Below are 22,129 nucleotides of genomic sequence, written 5' to 3'. Positions count from 1 at the left end.
TGCTCCTAAGCTTCTTTATGTTCTACTGACCGGTTGAGATGAGGTTGCCTTTTAGAAGGGAATCTTATATAAAAGATGAGGTGATTTGATGACAATCAAAATCGTAGTAGTAGGAAGTATTAATATGGACCTGGTTACATCGGTAAAAAAAGTACCTGTAGCGGGAGAAACCGTCATGGGAGGGACATTTGCGACCATGCCAGGCGGGAAGGGAGCCAATCAGGCTGTTGCTGCAGCCAGACTCGGAGCAGAGGTATCCATGATTGGCTGTCTTGGAAGAGATTATTTAGGGGATGAGCTTCTAGAGGTTCTGAAGAAAGAAGGTATACAGACCGAGGCAGTCAAAAGAGTTGAGGGTTCGAGCGGAACAGCTAGTATCATCCTTTCTGAAGGGGATAACCGCATTATTGTTGTACCAGGAGCTAATCATAAGTTGAAGCCTGAATGGATTGAAGAGAACAGGAGTCTAATAGAAGAAAGTGATCTGCTTCTTGTTCAGCTTGAAGTACCGCTTGATTGTGTGCAAAAGGCACTGGAGATTGCGAAAGCGGCCGGTACCAGGACTATTTTAAATCCGGCACCAATCACACAGCTGCCCGCAGAAATCGTTCAGTCAGCCGATTACATAACGCCTAATGAGCATGAATATCAGGCCCTTTTAGAGGATTTTTCCAATGAAGAACTATATTCGAAGCTCATCATCACATTGGGTGATGAGGGAGTACTCTATTATGAAGATGGAAAGAAAAGGCAGATTCCTGCCCATTCGGTCAAGGTTTGTGATACGACCGGTGCAGGAGATACCTTTAATGGAGCACTGGGCGTAGCGATTTGTGAAGGCAGCAAGCTTGGGGAAGCTATCCGTTTTGCTAATAAAGCAGCAGCTCTCTCTATTACGAAAATGGGTGCCCAAAAAGGAATGCCCACTAAAGAGATGTTGAATCAATTTTCTCAATAAAATAAACCCCCGGCCTCAGAACGAAAGCCGGGGGTATTCTTTATTTAACCATTCACGACTGAGCCGCCGTTTACATGGATTACTTGTCCGCTCACATAAGAAGAATCATCACTCGCTAAGTAAACATAGGCTGGAGCTAACTCTGCTGGCTGTCCAGCACGGCCAAGCGGTGCGTTTTGGCCAAATTCCTTCACTTTATCTGCCGGGAACGTTGCCGGGATGAGCGGTGTCCAGATTGGACCTGGTGCTACACCGTTCACGCGAATGCCTTTGTCAGCAATATTATTGGCTAATGCCCTTGTAAAGGAAACAATTGCTCCCTTGGTGGAGGAGTAATCAATAAGCTGAGGGTTTCCTTGATAGGCTGTGATGGATGCTGTATTGATAATGGAACTACCTTTCGATAAATGAGGAAGGACTGCTTTAGTTAAATAAAACATGGAGAAGATATTTGTTCGGAAAGTTTTCTCCAACTGTTCATCACTGATATCTAAAAGGCTTTCCTTCACATGCTGTTCAGCCGCATTATTGATTAGGATATCAATCTTGCCGAATTCGGATTTTACTTTATCGACAACCTCACGGCAAAATGAGCTGTCCCCGACATCTCCTGAGAGCAGCATGCAGCGGACGCCTTCTTTCTCTACCATATCTTTCGTTTTATTGGCATCTTCATGCTCATTCAAATAGACAATGGCTACATCTGCGCCTTCCTTGGCAAAGTAGAGGGAGACCGAACGGCCAATTCCGCTGTCACCTCCTGTGATGATGGCTGTTTTTCCTTTCAGTTTATCGCTGCCTTTATAATTTTCATCCACTTCAATTGGATGAGGATGCATCTCTTCTGTCATTCCAGGCTGCACATCTTGCGCCTGTTTCGGGAATCCGTCTTTTCCTAATGTAATATCTTCGTTCATCTTAAATCATCCTTTCTTAACGTTGGTCTCTATTGTTATTCCTCATATCAGGAAAAAGAAACCTTAAAATGTAATTTTAGGATGAGTGACTCTGAGGCATTGTCTCTTTTAAATGAAAAAAGGAAGCAGGCATGGAATCTCTGCTTCCCGTTTCTTTATCTGAAATTAATAAATTGAACCTCTATTGATAAATCTGCCTCTCGAATCGCTGCAATGACTTGTTGAAGGTCATCCTTGCTTTTACCGGTCACACGGATTTGGTCTTCTTGAATCTGTGATTTAACCTTTGTACCGGCATTCTTTACGATTAGGTTGATTTTCTTTGCATTATCTTTATCGATACCTTGGACAAGCTTAGCCCTTTGGCGGACAGTCCCGCCGGATGCACCCTCAATTTTTCCATAATCTAAATTTTTGATAGGAACACCGCGCTTAATTAATTTGCTGAGAAGTACGTCTTTAAGCTGGCCAAGTTTGTATTCATCATCGGAGACTAATACAAGCTCTTCGCTTTCGAGTTTAATGTCACTTTTGCTTCCCTTAAAATCATAACGGGTTTTTACTTCTTTCATTGCTTGGGTCACAGCGTTCGTTACCTCTGAAAAATCTATTTTTGATACTACATCAAAGGAGCTTTCTTTTGCCATATGGATCCCTCCAATTTCTTGTTTTCAAGCAGTCTCATTCAGAGCCTATTATAGGAAATATTCCGAACTTATTCAATTTCAATAAAAAATAGAGGATTTTGATTGAAATCCTCTATTTAGTCGTTATAAGATGTAAATTATGATTTCATCATAAATGATCGGTTTTTTTGGAAAATGATTTTTTTCCAGCTTTTCGATTTTGTTCTTCTTGAATATTTTTAATCTCATGCTTCGCTTGGTTATCACGTGCTTTCTTATCATTGTCAGATGTATGATATGACATTATTTATTGCCTCCTAGACCAATTAATTGATTGATTCATGTCTAGTATGGTGTGAATGGGGAAAAATAATGTATGCACTAAATGGTTTATTCAGGAAGCTGATTCAAGAAAAAGATTGCAATGGTCCCAGGACCTGAGTGAGCACCGACTGTTGCACCGACTGATGAAATATAAACAGATTTTGGATGGAATGTCTCTTCAATGAGAGCCTTGTATTCTAACGCTTCTTTCATGTCATCACCATGACTGATGCCGATGATTTGGTGGTCGAGACGGTCGCCGCGTTCTTTCATTGTATCCATGACGGCGCGCATTAATTTTTTCTTTCCGCGGAATTTTTCAAGTGGAATCAATTTGCCTTCTTCCACATTAAGCAGCGGTTTGATATTTAAAAGACCGCCGATAAATGCGGAAGATTTTGAGATACGTCCGCCGCGAGCCAAGTAGGTCAAGTCAGCTACAGTGAATAGATGCTCCATATGAGCGCATTGGAATTTGGCGATTTCAGTCAAATCAGATAAGCTTGCTCCTTTAGCTGCATGGCGTGCCACTTCCATAACAGCAAGTCCAAGGCCTAAAGAGGCACATTTGCTATCAACGATCTCAAGCTCAAATTCAGGAAACTCTGCTTTTACCTCATCACGCATCATGACAGCTGTTTGATATGTACCGCTTAACTCGGAGGAAAAGGCAATATACAAGCCTTGCTGCTTATCCTTCGCAAGCTGTCTGAACGCTTCATAAAAGTCTTGAGGTGATGCCTGAGAAGTTTTAGGGGCTTTCCCATTTCGCATGGCATCATAGACAACCTTAGGCTGAATAGTCACTAAATCGTTAAATTCTTCATTATCCATATGAACTTTTAATGGTATGAGAATGATATTGTTGTCTTTGAAGTATTCCAATGGCAAATCGCTGGCACTGTCTGCTATAATTTGGACATTCATTTTAAAGCACCTTCTTTTTTTAATATTCATTTTAGTAACAGTTTAATCATTATAAAGAAAAATCACAATTTGTCTATAACTTTATTTTATCATGTTTATGGATAGATACCATCTAAGGAGGAACAAAGATTGGTTTGGAATGAAACAAAAAAAATAATTGCTGTCATAGTGGGGGCTGTATTAAACGCAATCGCCATGAACTTTTTCTTAATCCCTGCTAATGTCTTCGCAAGTGGATTTACTGGAACAGCTCAAATTATTTCTGCTGCGTTCAGTATCTTCACAAATATTGAAATATCCACTGGTGTTCTCGTTTTACTATTGAATATTCCAATTGCTATTTTAGCATGGTTTAAGGTTGGGAAATCATTTACATTTTATAGCTTTATGGCTGTTGTATTAATGTCTTTCTTCTTAGAAGTAATACCAGTGCAATCCTTCTCGGATGATATTTTACTTAATGCTGTTTTCGGCGGTGTCATCGGTTCAGCTGGTGTGGGGATTACCCTGCGTTTCGGTGCGTCAACAGGCGGTATGGATATCGTCGCCATGATTCTCTCACGAATTAATGATAAACCAATCGGGATCTACTTCCTGATTTTGAACGGTGCGATTGTTGTGATTGCAGGGCTCATGTATTCTGAAGAGCAGGCACTTTACACACTTGTCTCTCTCTATGTATCCACAAGAGTAATTGACGCAATCCATACAAGACATATAAAGGTAACGGCGATGATTGTGACCAAGCATGCAGATGAGCTGAAGAAGGCCATTCACTCCAAGCTGGTCAGAGGAATTACAATGATTCCGGCCGTTGGTGCTTTCACAGGCGAGGATAAATATATGCTCATGATTGTCATTAGCCGATATGAGCTGTATGATTTACAAAGTATTATTCAGCAGGTTGACCCGCAGGCCTTTACAAATATCGTACAATCCACCGGAGTAATCGGATCGTTTAGAAAAGATTAAACAGTGCCAATAGGCACCTTCCTCAACTGGGGAAGGTGTTTTTCTATTGGGACTATTGTCCGGAAAGAAGGTGTATTCTCAATAAAGAAAGCGCTTACGACAAAAAATGATTTAATCGTAATAGGATGGAATGAAAGAAATAGCCGTTCGTGATTTCTCAGAAATTTGTTTAGTGAAAAAATGATTCTATGCTTGTTCGCTATAAAGATGATGTTGTTTAGAGAGTGATTCTTACTTTGTGAAATATATAGGAATACGAAAAGGGCAAGTGAATACATTGGTTATGTATAGGAGGAGAAACTGAATCAGAGAACTACACTGCAAAATTCGACAATAAAACACTGTTTTCATTTCAGATTTTCTGTACTACAATCAACAATAAGTTCTCTTTTAAGAACAAAAATGCAAAATGTGGAGGTAGGTATGGAAGATACAGTTAGTTTCAAAGAAATACTCAATGTGATGAAGAGGCGGGTAAATTTAATCATATTAATGACATTAACCGCCACCTTGGCCAGCGGTATAATTTCCTATCTCTTTTTATCCCCCATGTATGAATCTTCTACACAAATACTTGTCAATCATCCCACGACATCAAATCAGGCTCAGACAAATGATAAGAAAAGCAAGAAGGATGAGAATGAAATAAATTCTATCGATCCGAATCAAGTGAGAACCAATATTGAGCTTATCAATACGTATACAGCCTTGATTAAGAGTCCGGCTATCATTGAAACAGTCATAGATGACCTTAATCTGGATTCTAGCTTTATGGATTTAAATGACCGGGTAGCCGTCAATACAACCCAGAACTCGCAAATGGTTGAAATCGTTGTACAGGATAAAAATCCTGCTGCAGCGGCTGATATTGCCAATCACATAGCCGAGGTTTTTAAACAGGAAGTTATTGCCTTGATGAAAGTAGATAATATCAACATATTGGCTGCCGCAAGCGAGCAGGAGCCTTATGGAGCATTAAGCCCAGATATGATTAGGAATGTGATGATTGGTCTGGCTCTAGGATTGTTTTGTGCTATTGGAATTGCTTTTCTGCTGGAGTACCTTGATCCAACAATTCGTAATGAAAGAGATATTGTCTACGAGCTTGGAATCCCTATTGTCGGGAATATCCCTGAGATTAAAGTCAGCCGCAAGAGAATCAACAAGCAGCAAACCGAAAGCAGCGGAGTAAGAATTGGAGGTCGTACACTTGACTCGTAAGATTAATAAGGAATTATTTATAAGTAAAGAACGTGCGAAATATTCCCAGCTTTATAAGCAATCTGTCATTAGTGAACAATTTCGTCTGCTTCGTTCAGGGATTACCTATTCACGAGTCGGAAAGGACTATCAAACGATTATGATCACATCTCCGGGTCATGGAGACGGCAAGACAACAACCGTGGCAAATTTGGGTATCGTATTAGCCCAGCACGATAAAAAGGTTATGATGATTGATGCAGATTTGAGAAAAGGAAAGCTCCATCAGTTATTTGATATCAATCATTCTGAAGGGCTGATAGATCTTCTGGCTCGCAAGGCATCAGTTGAGGAAGCCATCTGTCTTTCCAATATTCCCAATCTTCATATCATCCCGAGCGGGGCTATCACGAAGACATCCTATGAGCTTTTAACCGCAGCTAGAATCGAAGAAATCGTCTCTATCTTGAGTACGGAATACGACATGATTCTCTTTGATACCTCTCCAATTCTCTACACGGCAGAAACTCAAATCATCGCAAATATTTGCGAAGCTTCCTTACTCGTGTTAATGAGCGGGAAGACCTTGAAGGAGGAAGCAGCGAAGGCGACAACCATATTGCAGAATTCGAAAGCGCAATTGCTAGGGGCATCCTTAAACGGGAATCAGGTCCGTTCAAAAGTATATGAGTTTCAGCAATAACTAGTAGCAGGAAAGGACACTTTAAAGGAGTGGTGCAGGGAAATGGAAGTCATTCTTCTTTCTGGGGGATCAGGTCAAAGGCTATGGCCTTTATCCAATGATTCGCGTTCAAAGCAATTTCTGAAGGTGTTGGAGTGTCAGAAGGGGAGCTCTGAGTCGATGGCACAGCGAGTATGGAGACAGCTTGGTGAAGTTGGATTGCAAGATAAAGCGGTCATTGCAACGAGTATAAAGCAGATGGATATTTTGAAGAACCAGCTGGGCGGGCAGGTACCGATAGTCGTCGAACCGAAGAGACGGGATACTTTCCCGGCAATCGCCTTAACAGCCGCTTATTTATCGTCAGTTAAGAGAATTGCTCCTGAGGAGGTAGTAGCTGTCCTGCCGATTGATTCATATGTGGACAATGATTTCTATGAATCTGTGAAGGATTTAGAGCATGTACTTGATATGAGCGGAGCAAGCATTGCTTTAATGGGAGTAGAACCGGACATTCCATCTTCACGTTTTGGCTATATCATCCCTAAGGAAAGGCAAAACAACCATGTTCTTGTCAGTCACTTTGTTGAAAAACCATCTGATGAGTATGCCCTGAAATTAATAGAGAAAGGCGCATTATGGAATTGCGGAGTCTTTGCCTTTCATCTCGGTTTTATACTTTCAATCTTAGAAGAAATGGGATTGCCGCAAAACTATGCAGACCTTCTAGCTCATTATGAACAATTGCCTAAAATCAGCTTTGATTTTGAGGTAGTAGAGAAGACGAAGAGCATTGCAGCCCTTCCATATAACGGAGCGTGGAGGGACTTGGGGGTTTGGAGCACATTGACTGAGCATATGTCTGAACATTTTAAAGGCTCCGGGGTTATATGCCCAGATTCTAAGAATACGCATATCATTAATGAACTGGACATACCGGTAGCCGTGCTTGGGATATCCAATGCTGTGATTGTGTCAGGACCTGATGGCATATTGGTATCTGATAAAAGTGTCAGCCATGATTTAAAGAAATATATCTTCCATTTCAATAAAAGACCGATGTATGAGGAAAGACGGTGGGGATGGTACAAAATCCTTGATCATACCGTGTACGAGGGTGAATCGGAAGTGATTACTAGAAGAATGGCCATTCGAGCTGACAGCAGTTTAAGCTATCAAAGGCATGAACAACGAAAAGAAATTTGGACGATTCTTACCGGGGAAGGGTCCATCATCCTGGACAATGAATTATTTGAGGTGAGGGCTGGAAGCATTATAGAAATACCAGCTGGAACAAAGCATGCGTTGAAAGCTCACACAGATATGGAATTGATCGAAGTTCAAAAAGGCCCGGTGTTAAGCGAAGAAGATGTGTATCGAATCTGCTTGGAATGGGAAGACATTCTCCCGCTTCACAGCTCATTAACGCTTTAGTGTGTTTATTTAATTCGTTATTAAGAACAAAAAGGAGGAGCTGAAGACCGTTGAAGATAAAGAAGGCCATTATCCCGGCTGCGGGGCTGGGTACGCGGTTATTGCCGGCGACAAAGGCGTTGCCGAAGGAGATGCTTCCTATTATTGATAAGCCGATGATTCAATACATTGTGGAGGAAGCTGTTGAATCAGGAATTGAGGATATTCTAATTGTCACAGGAAAAGGGAAGAGAGCGATAGAGGACCATTTCGATCATTCACATGAGCTTGAACAACGGTTATTCCAAAATGAGAAATATGATTTGCTTAAGAAGGTCCAGCATAGCTCGATGGTCGATATTCACTATATTCGTCAAAAAGAGCCGAAGGGATTAGGTCATGCTATCTGGTGTGCTCGTAAATTCATTGGAAATGAGCCTTTTGCGGTGTTATTGGGAGATGACATCGTTCAAGCAGAGGTCCCATGCTTAAAACAATTGATAGAGAAATTCGAAGAAACCGGGTCCTCTGTTATTGGCATTAAAGAGGTGCCGGAAGAAGAAACACATCGTTACGGAGTAATAGATGGCCCGCTGATCGATTCCGGCCTGGTCCATATTCAGAGGATGGTAGAAAAGCCAAAGCGCAATCCTCCTTCTAATTATGCCATCATGGGGAGGTATATCCTGACCCCTGAGATCTTCTCCTATTTAGAGACTCAGGAAGCAGGTAACGGAGGTGAAATTCAGCTAACGGATGCCATGCAGAAAATGGCAGAACATCAATCCATGTACGGGTATGAATTCACGGGAAATCGATATGATGTCGGAGAGAAATTAGGGTATATCCTGACGACGATAAAACTAGCCATGCAGGATGAAGAACTAAAGGAGAAGGTAATCGAAGAAATGGAACAGTTCATGCCGAAAGTGAAAGCAACCATATAACAATTTAAAGGAGTGTATGTATTGAATTCTCCAAAGGCAGGGACTACACAGGAAGCTTACGTTGGAACAATTGAGCTGTACGATAACAAATATTATCTATTATCGAAGAGATATATGGATATCGTCCTCTCGATTATAGGTCTTCTTCTGTTGATACCTGTGTTTGTTATTGTAGCTGCATTAATTAAGCTAGAAGACCCTGAGGCACCGGTATTTTTTAAGCAAGTCCGTGTTGGGAAAGACGGTAAGACGTTCAATATGTATAAATTCCGTTCTATGATTCATCATGCTGAAAGCTTAATTGATTCTCTGCTGGATCAAAATGAATCCAGCGGCGCACTCTTTAAGATGAAGGAGGATCCGAGAGTCACAAAGATTGGTCGGTTCATTCGCAAAACGAGTATCGATGAATTACCGCAGCTATGGAATGTTCTTAAAGGAGAGATGAGTTTGGTGGGCCCGCGTCCGCCATTGCCTAGAGAGGTTGAAACCTACACCGAATATCATAAACAGCGCCTATCGGTCGTTCCGGGATGCACAGGTTTATGGCAGGTGTCAGGTAGAAGCAGCGTCGGATTTGAGAAGATGGTCGAGCTTGATTTGCATTACATTCAAAACCGTCATTTCTTCTATGATGTGAAGCTCATATGTAAGACGATTATCATTATTTTCTATCCTAATAATGCTTATTAAGAAGAAAGATAATGGCAGGAAAGATGTGATTGTCATGAATAATCAAGTAGTAATAAAGATCACCTATAAGGGGCTTGGCGGGAAACAGCATGATTAGAGAATCTGCCTTGTTATCTATTAACCGCTTCGCCAAATCATTCGTTCAAATCATGGTAACAATCATTATCGCTAGATTGCTCACGATAACAGAGATGGGAATCTATCAGCAGATTTTTTTGATTGCTGTCATGATAGGCGCGCTGCTCCCTTTTGAGATGCAGACGACCTTTAGTTATTACTATAACAAAACAGATAATGATCGTGAGAAATCGTATACCATTGCCAACACATTTTGGGTGTTGTTTACATTAGGTATGGTGATGCTTGCCTGCTTGCTGATGTTGTTTAATCTTCCTTTTCTTATGAAAGACAGTACGCTTCACCACTATACCTTATGGATTGGTTTATGGAGCTTTGCTACTATAATGGGCAGCTATCTGGAAAACTTATTCGTCTCCATTAAGAAAGCGAAAATATACAGCATCATCAACTTGTCCTATTATTTCACTTATTTTTTGATTATAGGCTTTGCTCTATACACAACAAGGGAATTATTGATCACTATTGCGTTGATTGCGCTCTTTGAATTATTGCGTGTGACGATTTTGCATCTTTACTTTCATTTCAGTCACGGAATGTCATGGAAGGGAAATGTTCCATTATTAAAGGAGCAGCTTCGTTATACAGGAGCAGTGGGGGCCGTTACAGCTATAGATGTTTTAACGCAATCAAACGATAAGATGATTATTTGGCTTTTCTATTCAGTTGAGTTGTTTGCGGTTTACTCCATTGCATCAAAAGAAATCCCATTCATGTCCATCATCACCGTTGCGGTCATTACAGCAATGCTGCCTAGGCTTGGGCGTCTATACAGCATCAAGAGTCAAAAGATTGAGGCACTGCGTTTATGGTCAGAATCAAGCCGTATGCTTGCGCTGATTATGTTCCCGATTTTTTGGATTTTGCTCTTCTACCATCAAGAATTCATTACCCTATTATACTCATCTGCTTACCTAAGTGGAGCAACCATTTTTCTCATATATTTATTGAAATTTCCTCTTCGATTCACCGTCTTCTTTACACCATTGCTTATATCAGGCAACCAGAAGCTTGTGCTCACCAATACAGTTATAACAGTTGTCTGCAATATCGTTCTTGGATTCATATTCATGGCCTTATTCGGATATTTGGGTGTGGCCGCAGCATCAACCCTTTCTTGCTTCATTGGAATTTATCTACAACAAAGAGATGTCTGTAAGGTCTTTGAGATTCCGCAAAGAGAGCTTCTCCCATATAAATCAATCCTGACGACCTTTTTCTCATCCGGCCTGCTTGCTGGAGGAGTTTATGCGGCTTTCTCATTCTTCCCTGGGCATCAGATTCTGCATTTTATCATAGGCGGAATCGTCACAATGCTTTTATGCGGAGGACTTGCGATAGCGAGAAAGGAGATTTCGTATACTGTCTTATTTAATAAACCACTGGCATTGAAGGCAAGAAGATAAAAAGGAGTGATTTTATGAAAGGTGTAATACTTGCAGGAGGCACGGGTTCACGGTTGTATCCATTGACAAAGGTTACGAATAAGCATCTTCTTCCGATTGGAAAATATCCAATGATTTATCATTCGGTTTATAAGCTTAAGGAAGCTGGAATTGAAGATATCCTGATTGTCACGGGCCGAGATCATATGGGGGATGTTGTTGATCTCCTTGGAAGCGGGTATGAATTCGGGGTCCACTTTACGTATAAGGTTCAAGATCGTCCTGGCGGTATAGCGGAGGCCTTAGGGCTCGCCCGTGATTTCACAGGGTTGGAGAAAATGGTTGTTATTCTAGGAGACAATGTATTTACCGATACGATTAAGGGATATGTCGAAAGCTTTGAGAAGCAAGCAATAGGGGCAAAGATTCTCGTTAAAGAGGTAGAGAATCCGAAGCGATTTGGTGTTCCTGACATATATGATGGACGAATTTTGACTATTGAAGAGAAGCCTGCTGTTCCGAAATCACGATATGCGGTTACAGGTATTTATATGTATGATGCTTCTGTTTATGGCATCATTGATCAAATTCAGCCTTCAGCGAGGGGAGAATTGGAAATAACGGATGTCAATAATCAATATATTCACAATGGGTTGCTGACATATGACGTTCTTTACGGCGATTGGACAGATGCTGGTACTCATTCCTCCTATGCACACGCAAATATAGTTGCACAAAATATTGATTTCAGCAAATTGTTTGTAAAAGAGGCAACGTTAATGAAATGAGAAGGGGTATCCCGAGCAATCTAGGAATAAGGAGAGGTAGCGAATGCCGAAAAGTCAATTGGGCAATGTAGCCATGGATGTTGTCAGTGGAGCGGAGAGCTTGGCATCTCTGCAGAAAAGCTTGATCAACAGAAAGAAAACGGCTGTCTATTTTCTCAATGCCCATTGCTATAATATCGCGCAAAAGGATGAGGAGTACCGCAATGTAATCAATATGGCTGACCTTTTACTCAATGATGGGGTTGGAATTAAGATGGGCGCCAGATTATTTGGTGTTCAGCTGAAGGAAAATTTAAATGGGACAGATTTCATTCCTGAATTGCTGCAATTAGCAGCAGAAAAGGGCTTTACGGCTTATTTGCTTGGGGCAGGACCTGGAGTGGCTGGCAAAGCGGCTGAGCATTTGCAGAGAGCCATTCCTGGTTTGCGAATTGTCGGCTATCGGAGCGGTTATTTCAGCAAGGAAGAGAATGATGCGGTAGTCCATGAGATCAATCGGTTAAAGCCAGACATCTTAATTGTTGGCAGAGGAGTCCCGATTCAGGAGAAATGGATTTCAGATAATAAAGAATCTCTGAATGCCACTATCATTCTGGGTGTCGGTGCCTACATTGATTTTGCTTCAGGCAGAATCCCGCGCGCACCGCAAATAATCAGGAAACTGAGGCTGGAATGGGTCTATCGCCTGCTGCTAGAGCCTAAGCGGATGTGGAGAAGATACTTAGTTGGCAACTTCCAATTTTTCTATTATGTAATAAAGAACAAGAATTTGTTTAATCGAAAAGCTGAGGTTCAAGGTCCATAAGGGGAGGATTAAGTAGTATGCAGCCAAAGGTCTGTACGATAATCGTCAATTATAACGGAACGGAAGATACAATTGCCTGTCTTGAATCGTTAAGCAAGGCAACCTACTCCAACCATACCGCAGTTATTGTGGATAATGCCTCGAAGGAAACCAGCAGTCTAAAAAACTATGTTGAGGATGCAGGATTTCATTTTTTCGGGCTGAAGGAAAATGGGGGATTTGCTGCCGGCAATAATAATGGCATCCGCTATGCACTTGAGTGTATAGCGGATATTGATTACTTTTTGCTCCTCAATAATGATACAGAGGTTGATCCGCATTTCATTGAGCCATTAGTGGAGGAATGTGAGAAGGATCCCCAAGTAGGAGCTTGCGGGTCCCATATTAATTATTATGCCAATCGGGATGAGACTTGGTTTGGGGGAGGAGATATCAAGTGGCTGACAGGACGAGTCTTGCATAAAACCCGTGAACGAGGCAAGGGGGAGCCGAGTGATGAGAACTTCCTGACAGGATGTGTGTTTTTATTTCCGGTTTCTATGCTGGATAAAGCGGGATTTCTGGATGAGGATTATTTTCTCTACTATGAAGATGCCGCATACAGTCTGGAGATTCGTAAAGCAGGCTATCGTTTAAGATATGTTCCGCAATCACTTGTCTATCATAAGGTTTCAGCGACAACTGGCTATCGGTCGCCGCTCTCAAACTACTATGGTACGAGGAATAATCTGTTGTTTATGTCCCTTTATGCGAAAAAACCAGTATTCCTCATGTTCCTTCTGTATTTTTTCGTGAAGAATACCGTGAAATATATTTGGTATATCGGAAAAGGAAAGCAGTTCAAACGGGTGAGCCTAGCTATCAAAAAAGCATTTTATGATTTTGCGACTGCTGTAAGCGGAAAGCGTGAATACCCATTTATGTGACGAAGGTTATCCGGTATAAAGGAGGAGCTTATTATCAAGTATTTAAATGGTCTCATTCCTCATGCTCTTAAGAGGGGAATTAGAGTGCACGCATTTAAGAAAAGTAATAAGTCGGTATTTATTGGACCTTATGTGGAGGTTGATCCAGCGACAACGAAGGTGGGGAAGAATTGTGCCTTGAATTTTTATACGAGAATCTCGAATTCAGATGTGGGTGATTACACGTATTTCTCGGCAAACTGTCATGTTATGTATGCCAGTATAGGTTCGTTTTGTTCTATCGGACCTGGTACCATGATTGGGCTAGGCAGCCATCCTATAGACTTTGTTGCCACTTCTCCTATTTTCTATTCCACTTCTAAGGTTGTTAATAACATCAACTGGGTGGACCGAGACTATTATGAAGAATTCGCGCAAGTGAAAATGGGGGATAATGTTTGGCTGGGAGCCAATGTATACGTTATGAACGGTATTGAAATAGGCGAAGGCGCTATATGTGCAGCTGGTTCCGTCGTTACGAGGGATGTCCCTCCATATGCCATTGTGGGGGGAGTACCGGCAAAAGTAATTAAATACCGTTTCGATGAACAAACCATTGAACAGCTTCTCCAATTGGGACTTTTCAAGAAAAGTGAAGAATGGCTGAAGAAACATTTGTGTGGAGCTATTACTCCTGCAGACCTGCTGGAAAGTAAGATCGCAATGGAGGCATAATTGAAAATTTAACAAGGGTAAGAGAGAGGAAAGTCATCTAAGGCAAAAAGCCCTAGATAAGGAGGAGCGATGTTTGGAAAGAGACTAAAGGAGTTGAGAGAGGAGAGGGGGCTCTCTTTGTCAGAATTGGCTGCAAGGTCAGGAGTAGCAAAATCTTATTTAAGCAATATCGAGCGAGATAAGATGACCAACCCGAGTCTTGAAATACTGACGAAAATTGCTGGTGTTCTTGATATTACTCCACAGGTTTTAATATCGATGAATAAGGATGTCGAAAAAGATAATGAACAAACCGATCTTGAAAGGCTCGCTCTTAAGGAGGGAATCAATCAAGCTCAGCTGAAAGAATACAGTGATTTAATAGAATTTATTAAATGGCGATCGAGTAAAAAGGAGTAAACCAATGATTCCAATAATCATGCAAGTCCGCTTGACTTCTCTTTTGAAGGACACAAAATTTTGGCTGGCAATCTTGATTTTTATGGGACTCCTTTCTGTACTTGCTATTAAATTGAAGCCGGCTGATGAGCCGACAGTTCTGCCTTCTATTCGTAAGCCGGTTGAAGAAGTATTAGCTAAGACCATTGATCTTCAGAGTGAGATTGATCAAGCGAGTATCAATGGCGGCGGCATTGTAGCTGTTCCAAAGGGCATGTATGTGGTAGATGAACCTATTATTTTGAAGTCGAATGTTCATCTGAAGGGTGCAGGGATGGGTGAATCGATCCTTCGTTTAAATTTGGAGAAAAGCAAAGGGAGCGAAGATGATTCATCTATATTAATGACAGAGCCAAATGCTCAGAATATCCAGATTAGTGATCTCACATTTGATGGAGAGAAAGACAAGCGCAGAGCACAAATCAATGATTCATATTCACATACTCTTATTCTTCAATTTGTTGATACATTCGAAATCAGCCGAGTAGAAGTTCTTCGGTCGCCAAGTGCTTCCATCATGCTCTTCAATTCAAAAAATGGCACAGTGAAGGACTCAAAGATTGTAGATGGAGGTTCTAATGGAATTATTGGCTTGCAGAAAACAGAAAATGTTCAAATCATCCAGAATGAAATTGATCATACGGATCATCAAAATGGGATATTCATCAGCTATCAGGAAGGAAAGTCAAGCCGGAATGTCATCATTGAAGATAATGTGGTTAAGGATGCAGGAGATTTTGGCATTGAAGTTGGTCATTTAGTTGAGGATGGCGATGAGCAGCATGTCAATATTACGGTAAGGAATAACGAGGTAATCGGTTCACGGAATGCAGGGGTGGCGTTTCGAACAGTCAGTGATGGGGTGATTGAGAATAATATCATAAGAGGGTATGGAAAGACCGGCGGATACGGTGGAGACGGCATATTTGTGGAAGGATGGAAGAACCAATCTGCCAATGTAAAAGTTGTTAATAATGTCGTCGAGCAAACCTATAAAACTGGAGAGGCAAATGCCATTTATGTCACTGGCATGAATAATACGACCATAGAAAACAATGAAATCACTGGCAGCAGGGGGAAGGGGTTATTTATTCAGGCCTCTGTCATTGGTGAAGAAACAGGCGACTTTCCAGAAGGAATTCGCTATTACAATTATCTAACCATTCAAGGAAATAAGATTTCTAGCGGAAGAATGGAGGGAATCCATCTACAGGGATATAAGGCAGAAGGCATAGTCGTAAAAAGCAATGAAATCAATCATAATCTTTCCGCAGGATTAGTTATTGCTAATTTAGATGTCATGAGCAGAGGTCTCGAGGTTAAAGACAACCTTATTAAGGATAACGGATTGGCTGGAATTGATCTATACAGCCAAGAGGATTTCACCCTTGAAGGGAATCAGCTGATTGGGAATGGACAGAAATCAAAGGATAGGAAAAATCGTTCTGCAATCATTCTGTTCAATGTCGGCAATGGCCTGCTTAAACAAAATACATATGAAGACAGCCAAAAGGTTCCGACACAGAAATATTATTTGCACATTGCTGAAACGACTGGACAGGTAAACCAGCAAGGAGCTGTATTTGTTGGGGTGACACCAGCATTAAGTGATGCAACGGGTGATTATGTTGAGTAAGAATCATGTCAATCTGTCTTTTTGAAGAGCAGCCTGTGAAGAAACCCACGAATGACCAAAAAAAAATCCCTGTGAAGAAGTCGAAAGGAGAGGAAACGTGAATAGTCTGCTTTGGAATAATCAAAAACGGCAATATGTTCAAACGGCAATCGCAGCTATCTTAGCTTTGGCGGTGGGGGCGTTCGCCGCCCTCCCGCTTGCCTATCTTCCTATCATCTTAATCATTATTGCCGTTATCTTTTTCTTTCCTTTAACTGTAGAAAGAGTCTTTCTTTTTATTGCACTAAGTATCTTTATTGATCGTTCATTTATTACCTTCCAAGGCTCTTATATACGAATCTTTCAAATATTGTTCTTAGCGCTCTTTCTTAAATTTACGATAGAGTTCCTGCTTTCTAAAAGGGAACTATATAAGACTCCCTTATTTATCCTGATTAATCTGTGGGTATTCAGCTACTTCTTCAGTATAGGACATTTGATCAGCGTGGGAGATTTTTGGGAATCAGTCGTTGGTCAGCTATTTTTGAATCTGTTTTATTTCATATCTGTTCAATGTATTTACAATAAAGGTCTTGATTTCTTTGATAAAGCTTTGAAGTACACATTGGTATCCGGAATTATTGTAACAGCTGTCGGGATACTGCAATGGATTGGCTTCTTTTTGGGATTTGAATTCGGGCTGAGTCATTATGAGGAAATCGGCATTCCGCGTCCATCATCCTTTGCCCATGAGCCCGACTGGTATGGCTTATTTGCAGGATATACCGCTGTCTGGTTTGTGGTGATGTATTTAAGCAGGAATACGCGCTTATTTCCGCCGATGTTTATCCTGATTGGCATGTTCATGAGTTTCATAGGTGTGTTCATCAGTATGGCGAGGGCAAGTATTCTTTCCTTGGCGGTCGCCGTAATTGCCATCTTTATCATTACGAAGAATATGAGGGCAATTAAGCTCTTTGCTTCCTCTGCAGTCATTTTGATTTTGTCAGCTATCATGCTTTTTATCGTGAACCAAGGAATCTTTATGAAGGTCTATGACCGCTTTCATCCAAGCACAAGCCTTGAGACAGACCAAGGGGCTGCAGATAGCCGTTTTGCCTCCATCCAGTTAATGCTGGATTATATCCCGAAGCACCCTATTGTCGGCAATGGGAGCGGCGGGATGGCTGAATTGTCCATGAGGGATGATATCAGACAGGAATATATATATGGAGGAGAGCTCAATGCAGGTAAGGGGAATGCAAATTTATTCTTGACGGTCTTGTTTGATACCGGAATAATCGGGCTTGCCATCTTCCTTTTGATTCTTGGAAGAATCACCTGGATGATTCTTTCGGTTTATGATAAATCCAATTTTATTCCTCTCGGATTCTTGGCAGCCAGTCTGTTTATACTCGTAGATTTTAATTTTAATAATGGATTTAGAATGGGATTTGTCTGGTTTCATGCAGCATTAATTACAAGCTACTTCCTTTTGATAAGAAAAGAAAAACAAACTCTAAAGTCTATACCGAGGGGAGAACGGTCATGATAAAGATCAAACAAAGAGTGGGGATAATCGGGAGCGGTTTTATTGGAAAAGGATTAGTGAAGGCATTAAACCTGTGCCAAGATTTAGAGGTTGTTAAAGTCATGACAAGAACCAGGCTGGATAGGCGGGGCGACTTTCCTTATCCTCATTTATTAACAAATTCCATCGAGGATTGTATTGAACACTCAGATATTATTGTTGAATGCACGGGAGATGTGTTATTCGGAACAGAAATGATTGCAAAGGTAATGGAGGCCGGTCTTCCGGTTGTGACCATGAATACAGAGCTTCAGGTAACGACTGGCTCGTACTTTGCTGGAAAAGGATTTATTACAGAAGCGGAAGGAGACCAGCCTGGGTGCATTGCTGCCTTGCGTGAGAATGCTCTGCAAATGGGGTTTGAACCGCTTGTGTATGGAAATATTAAGGGATTCTTAAATCCTAACCCATCCTTTGAAGATATGCTTTATTGGTCGAAGAGAAATAAGATTAGCCTTGAGATGGTCACCTCCTTTACGGACGGAACAAAAGTCGAATTTGAGCAGACTCTGGTAGCGAATGCCTTTCAAACAAAGCTTCTGCCAAGCGGGATCAGTGGAATAGCTGCTGAGGATTTACTAGCTGGAGCTAATGTATTGGCTATGAGGGCGGAAGAATTCGGTTATCCAATCAGTGATTACGTTCTTTCTGCTAAAGCGCCTGCTGGGGTGTTTGTAACAGCAAGACATCTTGATGGCGAAGGGCAAAGGGATGCTCTTCACTATATGAAGCTTGGGGAAGGACCGTACTATACATTGATTATGCCGTTTCATTTATGCCATCTGGAAGTCGTCAAGACAATCAGGCGAGTAATAGAAAGAAAAGAGATTTTATTGAATAATACAAGCGCCCCTTCTTATAGCATGGGAGCGGTGGCAAAGAAAGACCTTGCTGCAGGAACGCCGATTAAGCGTGGAATTGGAAGCTTTGAAGTTAGAGGGAGAGCAGTGAAGATTAACGATAAGCCTAACCATATCCCGATTGGACTGCTTGATCTGGCTACTATAATCAGACCGGTTGAGGAGGGGGAGATGCTGACATTTGCTGATGTCGATATTCCAGATAGTCTCGCCTATAGAGCATGGATGTCAACGAAGGAGCAAGCGCTTATGCCTCAGGGAATTTAATGATAGAGGAAGTGAATCATGAGAATTCTTCATGTAATCAGGCAATACAAGCCGGTAATTGGCGGGATGGAAAATTTCGTGGAAAACTTAGCTGTTCACTTGAAGGAAAAAGGCATTGAATCAGAGGTATTAACGTTAAATGCTGATTTCTCCAATGGAGAAAGATTCCCGGAGGCCGAAATCATCAATGGCATAGCGGTAAGGAGAATCCCCTATTTTGGATCTCGGCGCTATCCTATTGCTTTATCGGCTGTTAACTACTTATCAGAATTTGATTTAATTCATATACATGGCGTTGATTTCCTGCTGGATTATCTAGCTGGCTTGAAGCTGATTCATAAAAAGCCCATGATTTTATCTACACATGGAGGTTTCTTTCACACGAAAAAATTCTATTTATATAAGAAACTCCATTTCCATACCTTCACAAAGATGAGTCTGAGGAACATGAGCTGGATTGTGGCAGACAGTGAGCCTGATTATGAAACATTTAAGCCGATTTCACCCGAGCGAATTGAGTTAATCGAGAATGGAATTAACTTCGACCACTATCATACGGTTGCACAGGAAAAGGGAAGAAAGAACCGCTTTATCTTTGTCGGCAGATTTTCTAAAAATAAGCGGATTGATAAGCTGCTTGATCTGGTTGCCCGCTTAAAAACAGAATTTCCAGATGTTCATCTATCGGTTGTTGGAAGGGACTATGATCATTTGAAGGGGGAATTCCTGAACTTGATTGAGCGTTATGATATTGGACATCATGTGACCATCTGTGAGGCTCTATCAGAGGAGAATCTATTAAAGGAAATGGCCGAGGCAGCCTATTTTATTTCAGCTTCTGAGTATGAAGGATTCGGTCTATCTTCTTTAGAAGCTATGGCTGGTGGACGTACAGCCTTCCTGAGCCAGATTCCTTCCTTCAAAAAGATGGTATCAGATGGGAAGAATGGTTATTTGGTTGATTTTGAGGATATGGATTCAGCGGCAGAGAAGATTAAGCAAGTTCTTCGGAGCGGGGCGCATGATTCTGTCAGGTTCGCAGGTGTAGAGACAGCTAGACAACATTCATGGGGAGCTATTGTGGATAAATTCATCAGCATGTATGAGATGGTTCAAAATGAGGAGACAGCACCTGTATCGAAGGTGAAGTGAAGAAAAGGGACGCAAGGAAATTTCCTTGCGCCCTTTCTTTAGTGTGCCCGGCATGGGTGTAAGCTTTAGGGTGAAAGTCCCGAGCCTCGAAGGCAGTAGTAGGGGTTAGCCAAAGACAAGGGTGTCCGTGGTGACGCGGAATCTGAAGGAAGTTGGAGGCAAATCTCCGCCCCAAGGAACACGAACTGCATACAAGGCTAGCTGTCATTGAGTGAGTTTGCTAAACAAAACAAAGCTCTTACTGCCGAAGGTGATAGAGAGTAAATGCAGTGGGGACATGGAGAGAAAGCGTGCGCCCTTACCCGGGGAGGTCTGATGGAGATGTGAAGTACCCTTCATAACCTGTCTAGTGATAGGCAGCTGAACCATCAGAAGTCAGCTGAGGTCATAGTACGAATCGGTCTAGAACGATTCGGAAGGACCGAACAATCAAGAGAGAATAGCCCTTGGCATTCAGTCTGTCATGATGACCATAGAAAACGTAAGAGACCTCACGAGAAGAAGGATGCGGTGAATCCCGCAGGGGACTTCCCGGAGGATGGAGTGACGGCTGGCATAAGAAGATAAGCTATTCACGGAAGGAAGAAACGAGATGCTTTTGAATCAAATCCTGTCACGGGAGAATATGCTTCTCGCATTAAAGCGAGTCGAAAAGAATAAAGGAAGTCATGGAGTAGATAAGATGCCCGTACAAAACCTACGTCAGCACTTAGTCGAAAATTGGTCTTCCATCAGAGAAGCTATTCTGGAGGGAACCTACGAACCGATGCCAGTCCGAAGAGTCGAAATCCCGAAACCTGATGGCGGCTTCCGGCTACTGGGAATCCCTACCGTGACAGACCGTTTGATTCAACAGGCGATAGCCCAAGTGGTATCGAAGATATACGACCCCATGTTCTCCGAACATAGTTATGGCTTCCGACCAAACCGGAGTGCCCATGACGCTGTACGGAAGGCGAAGGGCTACATCCAAGAAGGATACAGATGGGTAGTAGACATGGACTTGGAGAAGTTCTTTGACAAGGTCAATCATGACCGACTAATGAGCACGTTGGCAAAGAGAATCGATGAGAAACCTCTATTGAAACTAATTCGCCGGTATTTACAAGCTGGAGTGATGATCAATGGAGTGGTTACCAGTATGGAGAAAGGAACTCCTCAGGGAGGTCCCCTAAGCCCCTTACTTTCAAATATTGTCCTAGATGAATTGGATAAAGAATTAGAAAGCCGGGAACATCGATTCGTACGCTATGCGGATGATTGCAATATCTACGTGAAATCCAAGCGTGCAGGTGAACGAACCTTGGCCAGCATTCAACGACTCATTGAGGGGAAGCTCCGATTGAAAGTGAATGAGAAGAAGTCAGCGGTAGGCCGACCTTGGAAACGTAAGTTTCTGGGGTTTACTTTCGCATCGACGAAAGAGCCAAAAATTCGCATCGCAAAAGCGAGCATCCAGCGAATGAAGGAGAAGGTCCGGAAAATCACTTCCAGGAAGATGCCTTACCCAATGGAATACCGGATTCAGAAACTGAACCAGTATCTAACCGGATGGTGTGGATACTTCGCGTTAGCCGATACGAAGGCTATTTTTGGATTGTTGGATAAATGGATACGCAGAAGGTTGCGAATGTGCTTGTGGAAGAACTGGAAGAACCCAAAGGATAAGATAAGGTACCTCATGAACCTAGGTGTTCCGAAAGGAAAAGCTTATGAATGGGGGAACAGTCGGAAAGGCTATTGGCGTATCTCGAAAAGTCCAATATTACACAAAGCCCTATACCTATTGGT

The 22,129-nt window shown here is 41.9% G+C and carries 22 protein-coding genes; 18 read left to right on the top strand and 4 right to left on the bottom strand.

The genetic code is table 11. From position 1 onward, the window contains the following. Window positions 1-88 precede the first annotated feature (88 nt). A complete protein-coding gene (rbsK, locus tag AC622_RS15120) occupies window positions 89-958 on the top strand; it encodes a ribokinase (RefSeq protein WP_049671822.1) in 870 nt (289 codons plus the stop codon). 44 nt (window positions 959-1,002) lie between these two features. Here rbsK and AC622_RS15115 read toward each other — a convergent pair whose 3' ends face one another. The 4 genes from AC622_RS15115 to AC622_RS15105 form a co-directional block, all read right to left on the bottom strand. After that, complete coding sequence (locus AC622_RS15115; protein ID WP_049671821.1) at window positions 1,003-1,875, bottom strand: SDR family oxidoreductase; 873 nt, start codon at window positions 1,873-1,875, stop codon at window positions 1,003-1,005. A 155-nt stretch (window positions 1,876-2,030) separates the two neighbouring features. Then, window positions 2,031-2,522, bottom strand: coding sequence for a YajQ family cyclic di-GMP-binding protein (locus tag AC622_RS15110; protein WP_049671820.1), 492 nt, complete (start codon window positions 2,520-2,522; stop codon window positions 2,031-2,033). A gap of 148 nt (window positions 2,523-2,670) precedes the next feature. Next, entirely contained in the window at window positions 2,671-2,805 is a 135-nt protein-coding gene (locus tag AC622_RS20760) for a DUF3941 domain-containing protein (RefSeq protein WP_082197160.1), read from the bottom strand. An 86-nt stretch (window positions 2,806-2,891) separates the two neighbouring features. Then, window positions 2,892-3,752 (bottom strand): DegV family protein, encoded by an 861-nt coding sequence (locus tag AC622_RS15105; RefSeq protein WP_049671819.1) that lies wholly within the window; start codon window positions 3,750-3,752, stop codon window positions 2,892-2,894. Between the two features lie 129 nt (window positions 3,753-3,881). Between AC622_RS15105 and AC622_RS15100 the strand changes: the two genes are divergently transcribed. The 17 genes from AC622_RS15100 to ltrA all read left to right on the top strand — a co-directional run. Then, window positions 3,882-4,724, top strand: a complete 843-nt coding sequence (locus AC622_RS15100; RefSeq protein WP_049671818.1) for a YitT family protein — start codon at window positions 3,882-3,884, stop codon at window positions 4,722-4,724. Window positions 4,725-5,147: 423 nt separating this feature from the next. Beyond that, window positions 5,148-5,945, top strand: a complete 798-nt coding sequence (locus AC622_RS15095) for a YveK family protein (RefSeq protein WP_049671817.1) — start codon at window positions 5,148-5,150, stop codon at window positions 5,943-5,945. Further along, window positions 5,935-6,627, top strand: coding sequence for a CpsD/CapB family tyrosine-protein kinase (locus tag AC622_RS15090; RefSeq protein ID WP_049671816.1), 693 nt, complete (start codon window positions 5,935-5,937; stop codon window positions 6,625-6,627). Before AC622_RS15095 ends, AC622_RS15090 begins: the two co-directional genes overlap by 11 nt. A 42-nt stretch (window positions 6,628-6,669) precedes the next feature. Continuing rightward, window positions 6,670-8,040, top strand: coding sequence for a sugar phosphate nucleotidyltransferase (locus AC622_RS15085; protein ID WP_049671815.1), 1,371 nt, complete (start codon window positions 6,670-6,672; stop codon window positions 8,038-8,040). Window positions 8,041-8,090: 50 nt separating this feature from the next. Next, window positions 8,091-8,966: a UTP--glucose-1-phosphate uridylyltransferase GalU gene (galU, locus tag AC622_RS15080; protein ID WP_049671814.1), complete on the top strand. Its 876-nt coding sequence runs from the start codon at window positions 8,091-8,093 to the stop codon at window positions 8,964-8,966. A 12-nt stretch (window positions 8,967-8,978) separates the two neighbouring features. Further along, on the top strand, window positions 8,979-9,659 hold the full coding sequence (locus AC622_RS15075; RefSeq protein ID WP_439802211.1) for a sugar transferase: 681 nt from the start codon (window positions 8,979-8,981) through the stop codon (window positions 9,657-9,659). 89 nt (window positions 9,660-9,748) lie between these two features. Next, a complete protein-coding gene (locus AC622_RS15070; RefSeq protein WP_049671812.1) occupies window positions 9,749-11,203 on the top strand; it encodes an oligosaccharide flippase family protein in 1,455 nt (484 codons plus the stop codon). 14 nt (window positions 11,204-11,217) lie between these two features. Beyond that, window positions 11,218-11,970 (top strand): sugar phosphate nucleotidyltransferase, encoded by a 753-nt coding sequence (locus tag AC622_RS15065; protein WP_049671811.1) that lies wholly within the window; start codon window positions 11,218-11,220, stop codon window positions 11,968-11,970. Between the two features lie 43 nt (window positions 11,971-12,013). After that, entirely contained in the window at window positions 12,014-12,775 is a 762-nt protein-coding gene (locus tag AC622_RS15060; RefSeq protein WP_049671810.1) for a WecB/TagA/CpsF family glycosyltransferase, read from the top strand. Between the two features lie 17 nt (window positions 12,776-12,792). Next, window positions 12,793-13,701 (top strand): glycosyltransferase family 2 protein, encoded by a 909-nt coding sequence (locus AC622_RS15055; RefSeq protein ID WP_049671809.1) that lies wholly within the window; start codon window positions 12,793-12,795, stop codon window positions 13,699-13,701. A gap of 84 nt (window positions 13,702-13,785) precedes the next feature. After that, window positions 13,786-14,415 carry a CatB-related O-acetyltransferase gene (locus AC622_RS15050; RefSeq protein WP_053103771.1) on the top strand — a complete coding sequence of 210 codons (630 nt, stop codon included), beginning with the start codon at window positions 13,786-13,788 and terminating at the stop codon, window positions 14,413-14,415. A 69-nt stretch (window positions 14,416-14,484) separates the two neighbouring features. Then, window positions 14,485-14,814: a helix-turn-helix domain-containing protein gene (locus AC622_RS15045; RefSeq protein WP_049671808.1), complete on the top strand. Its 330-nt coding sequence runs from the start codon at window positions 14,485-14,487 to the stop codon at window positions 14,812-14,814. 4 nt (window positions 14,815-14,818) lie between these two features. Continuing rightward, window positions 14,819-16,489, top strand: coding sequence for a right-handed parallel beta-helix repeat-containing protein (locus tag AC622_RS15040; RefSeq protein ID WP_049671807.1), 1,671 nt, complete (start codon window positions 14,819-14,821; stop codon window positions 16,487-16,489). A gap of 97 nt (window positions 16,490-16,586) precedes the next feature. Beyond that, window positions 16,587-18,020: an O-antigen ligase family protein gene (locus AC622_RS15035; protein WP_049671806.1), complete on the top strand. Its 1,434-nt coding sequence runs from the start codon at window positions 16,587-16,589 to the stop codon at window positions 18,018-18,020. Then, window positions 18,017-19,186, top strand: a complete 1,170-nt coding sequence (locus AC622_RS15030; protein ID WP_049671805.1) for an NAD(P)-dependent oxidoreductase — start codon at window positions 18,017-18,019, stop codon at window positions 19,184-19,186. Before AC622_RS15035 ends, AC622_RS15030 begins: the two co-directional genes overlap by 4 nt. Before the next feature lie 18 nt (window positions 19,187-19,204). Beyond that, a complete protein-coding gene (locus AC622_RS15025; protein ID WP_049671804.1) occupies window positions 19,205-20,338 on the top strand; it encodes a glycosyltransferase family 4 protein in 1,134 nt (377 codons plus the stop codon). 592 nt (window positions 20,339-20,930) lie between these two features. Beyond that, window positions 20,931-22,129: group II intron reverse transcriptase/maturase (gene ltrA, locus AC622_RS15020; protein ID WP_442853809.1), on the top strand; the 1,199-nt coding region annotated here is incomplete at its 3' end.

The organism is Bacillus sp. FJAT-27916, assembly GCF_001183965.1.
In the GTDB taxonomy this organism is placed as follows: domain Bacteria; phylum Bacillota; class Bacilli; order Bacillales; family Pradoshiaceae; genus Pradoshia.
This window is presented reverse-complemented; position numbering and strand designations above follow the sequence as displayed.

Excerpts from the sequence above, each read along its gene's own strand:
- AC622_RS15060 (WP_049671810.1), top strand. The coding sequence starts at position 12,014 with ATGCCGAAAAGTCAATTGGGCAATGTAGCCATGGATGTTGTCAGTGGA.
- AC622_RS15055 (WP_049671809.1), top strand. The coding sequence starts at position 12,793 with ATGCAGCCAAAGGTCTGTACGATAATCGTCAATTATAACGGAACGGAA.
- AC622_RS20760 (WP_082197160.1), bottom strand. The coding sequence starts at position 2,805 with ATGTCATATCATACATCTGACAATGATAAGAAAGCACGTGATAACCAA.
- AC622_RS15095 (WP_049671817.1), top strand. The coding sequence starts at position 5,148 with ATGGAAGATACAGTTAGTTTCAAAGAAATACTCAATGTGATGAAGAGG.
- AC622_RS15115 (WP_049671821.1), bottom strand. The coding sequence starts at position 1,875 with ATGAACGAAGATATTACATTAGGAAAAGACGGATTCCCGAAACAGGCG.
- AC622_RS15110 (WP_049671820.1), bottom strand. The coding sequence starts at position 2,522 with ATGGCAAAAGAAAGCTCCTTTGATGTAGTATCAAAAATAGATTTTTCA.
- AC622_RS15040 (WP_049671807.1), top strand. The coding sequence starts at position 14,819 with ATGATTCCAATAATCATGCAAGTCCGCTTGACTTCTCTTTTGAAGGAC.
- AC622_RS15070 (WP_049671812.1), top strand. The coding sequence starts at position 9,749 with ATGATTAGAGAATCTGCCTTGTTATCTATTAACCGCTTCGCCAAATCA.
- rbsK (WP_049671822.1), top strand. The coding sequence starts at position 89 with ATGACAATCAAAATCGTAGTAGTAGGAAGTATTAATATGGACCTGGTT.
- AC622_RS15065 (WP_049671811.1), top strand. The coding sequence starts at position 11,218 with ATGAAAGGTGTAATACTTGCAGGAGGCACGGGTTCACGGTTGTATCCA.
- AC622_RS15025 (WP_049671804.1), top strand. The coding sequence starts at position 19,205 with ATGAGAATTCTTCATGTAATCAGGCAATACAAGCCGGTAATTGGCGGG.
- AC622_RS15045 (WP_049671808.1), top strand. The coding sequence starts at position 14,485 with ATGTTTGGAAAGAGACTAAAGGAGTTGAGAGAGGAGAGGGGGCTCTCT.
- AC622_RS15030 (WP_049671805.1), top strand. The coding sequence starts at position 18,017 with ATGATAAAGATCAAACAAAGAGTGGGGATAATCGGGAGCGGTTTTATT.
- AC622_RS15105 (WP_049671819.1), bottom strand. The coding sequence starts at position 3,752 with ATGAATGTCCAAATTATAGCAGACAGTGCCAGCGATTTGCCATTGGAA.
- AC622_RS15085 (WP_049671815.1), top strand. The coding sequence starts at position 6,670 with ATGGAAGTCATTCTTCTTTCTGGGGGATCAGGTCAAAGGCTATGGCCT.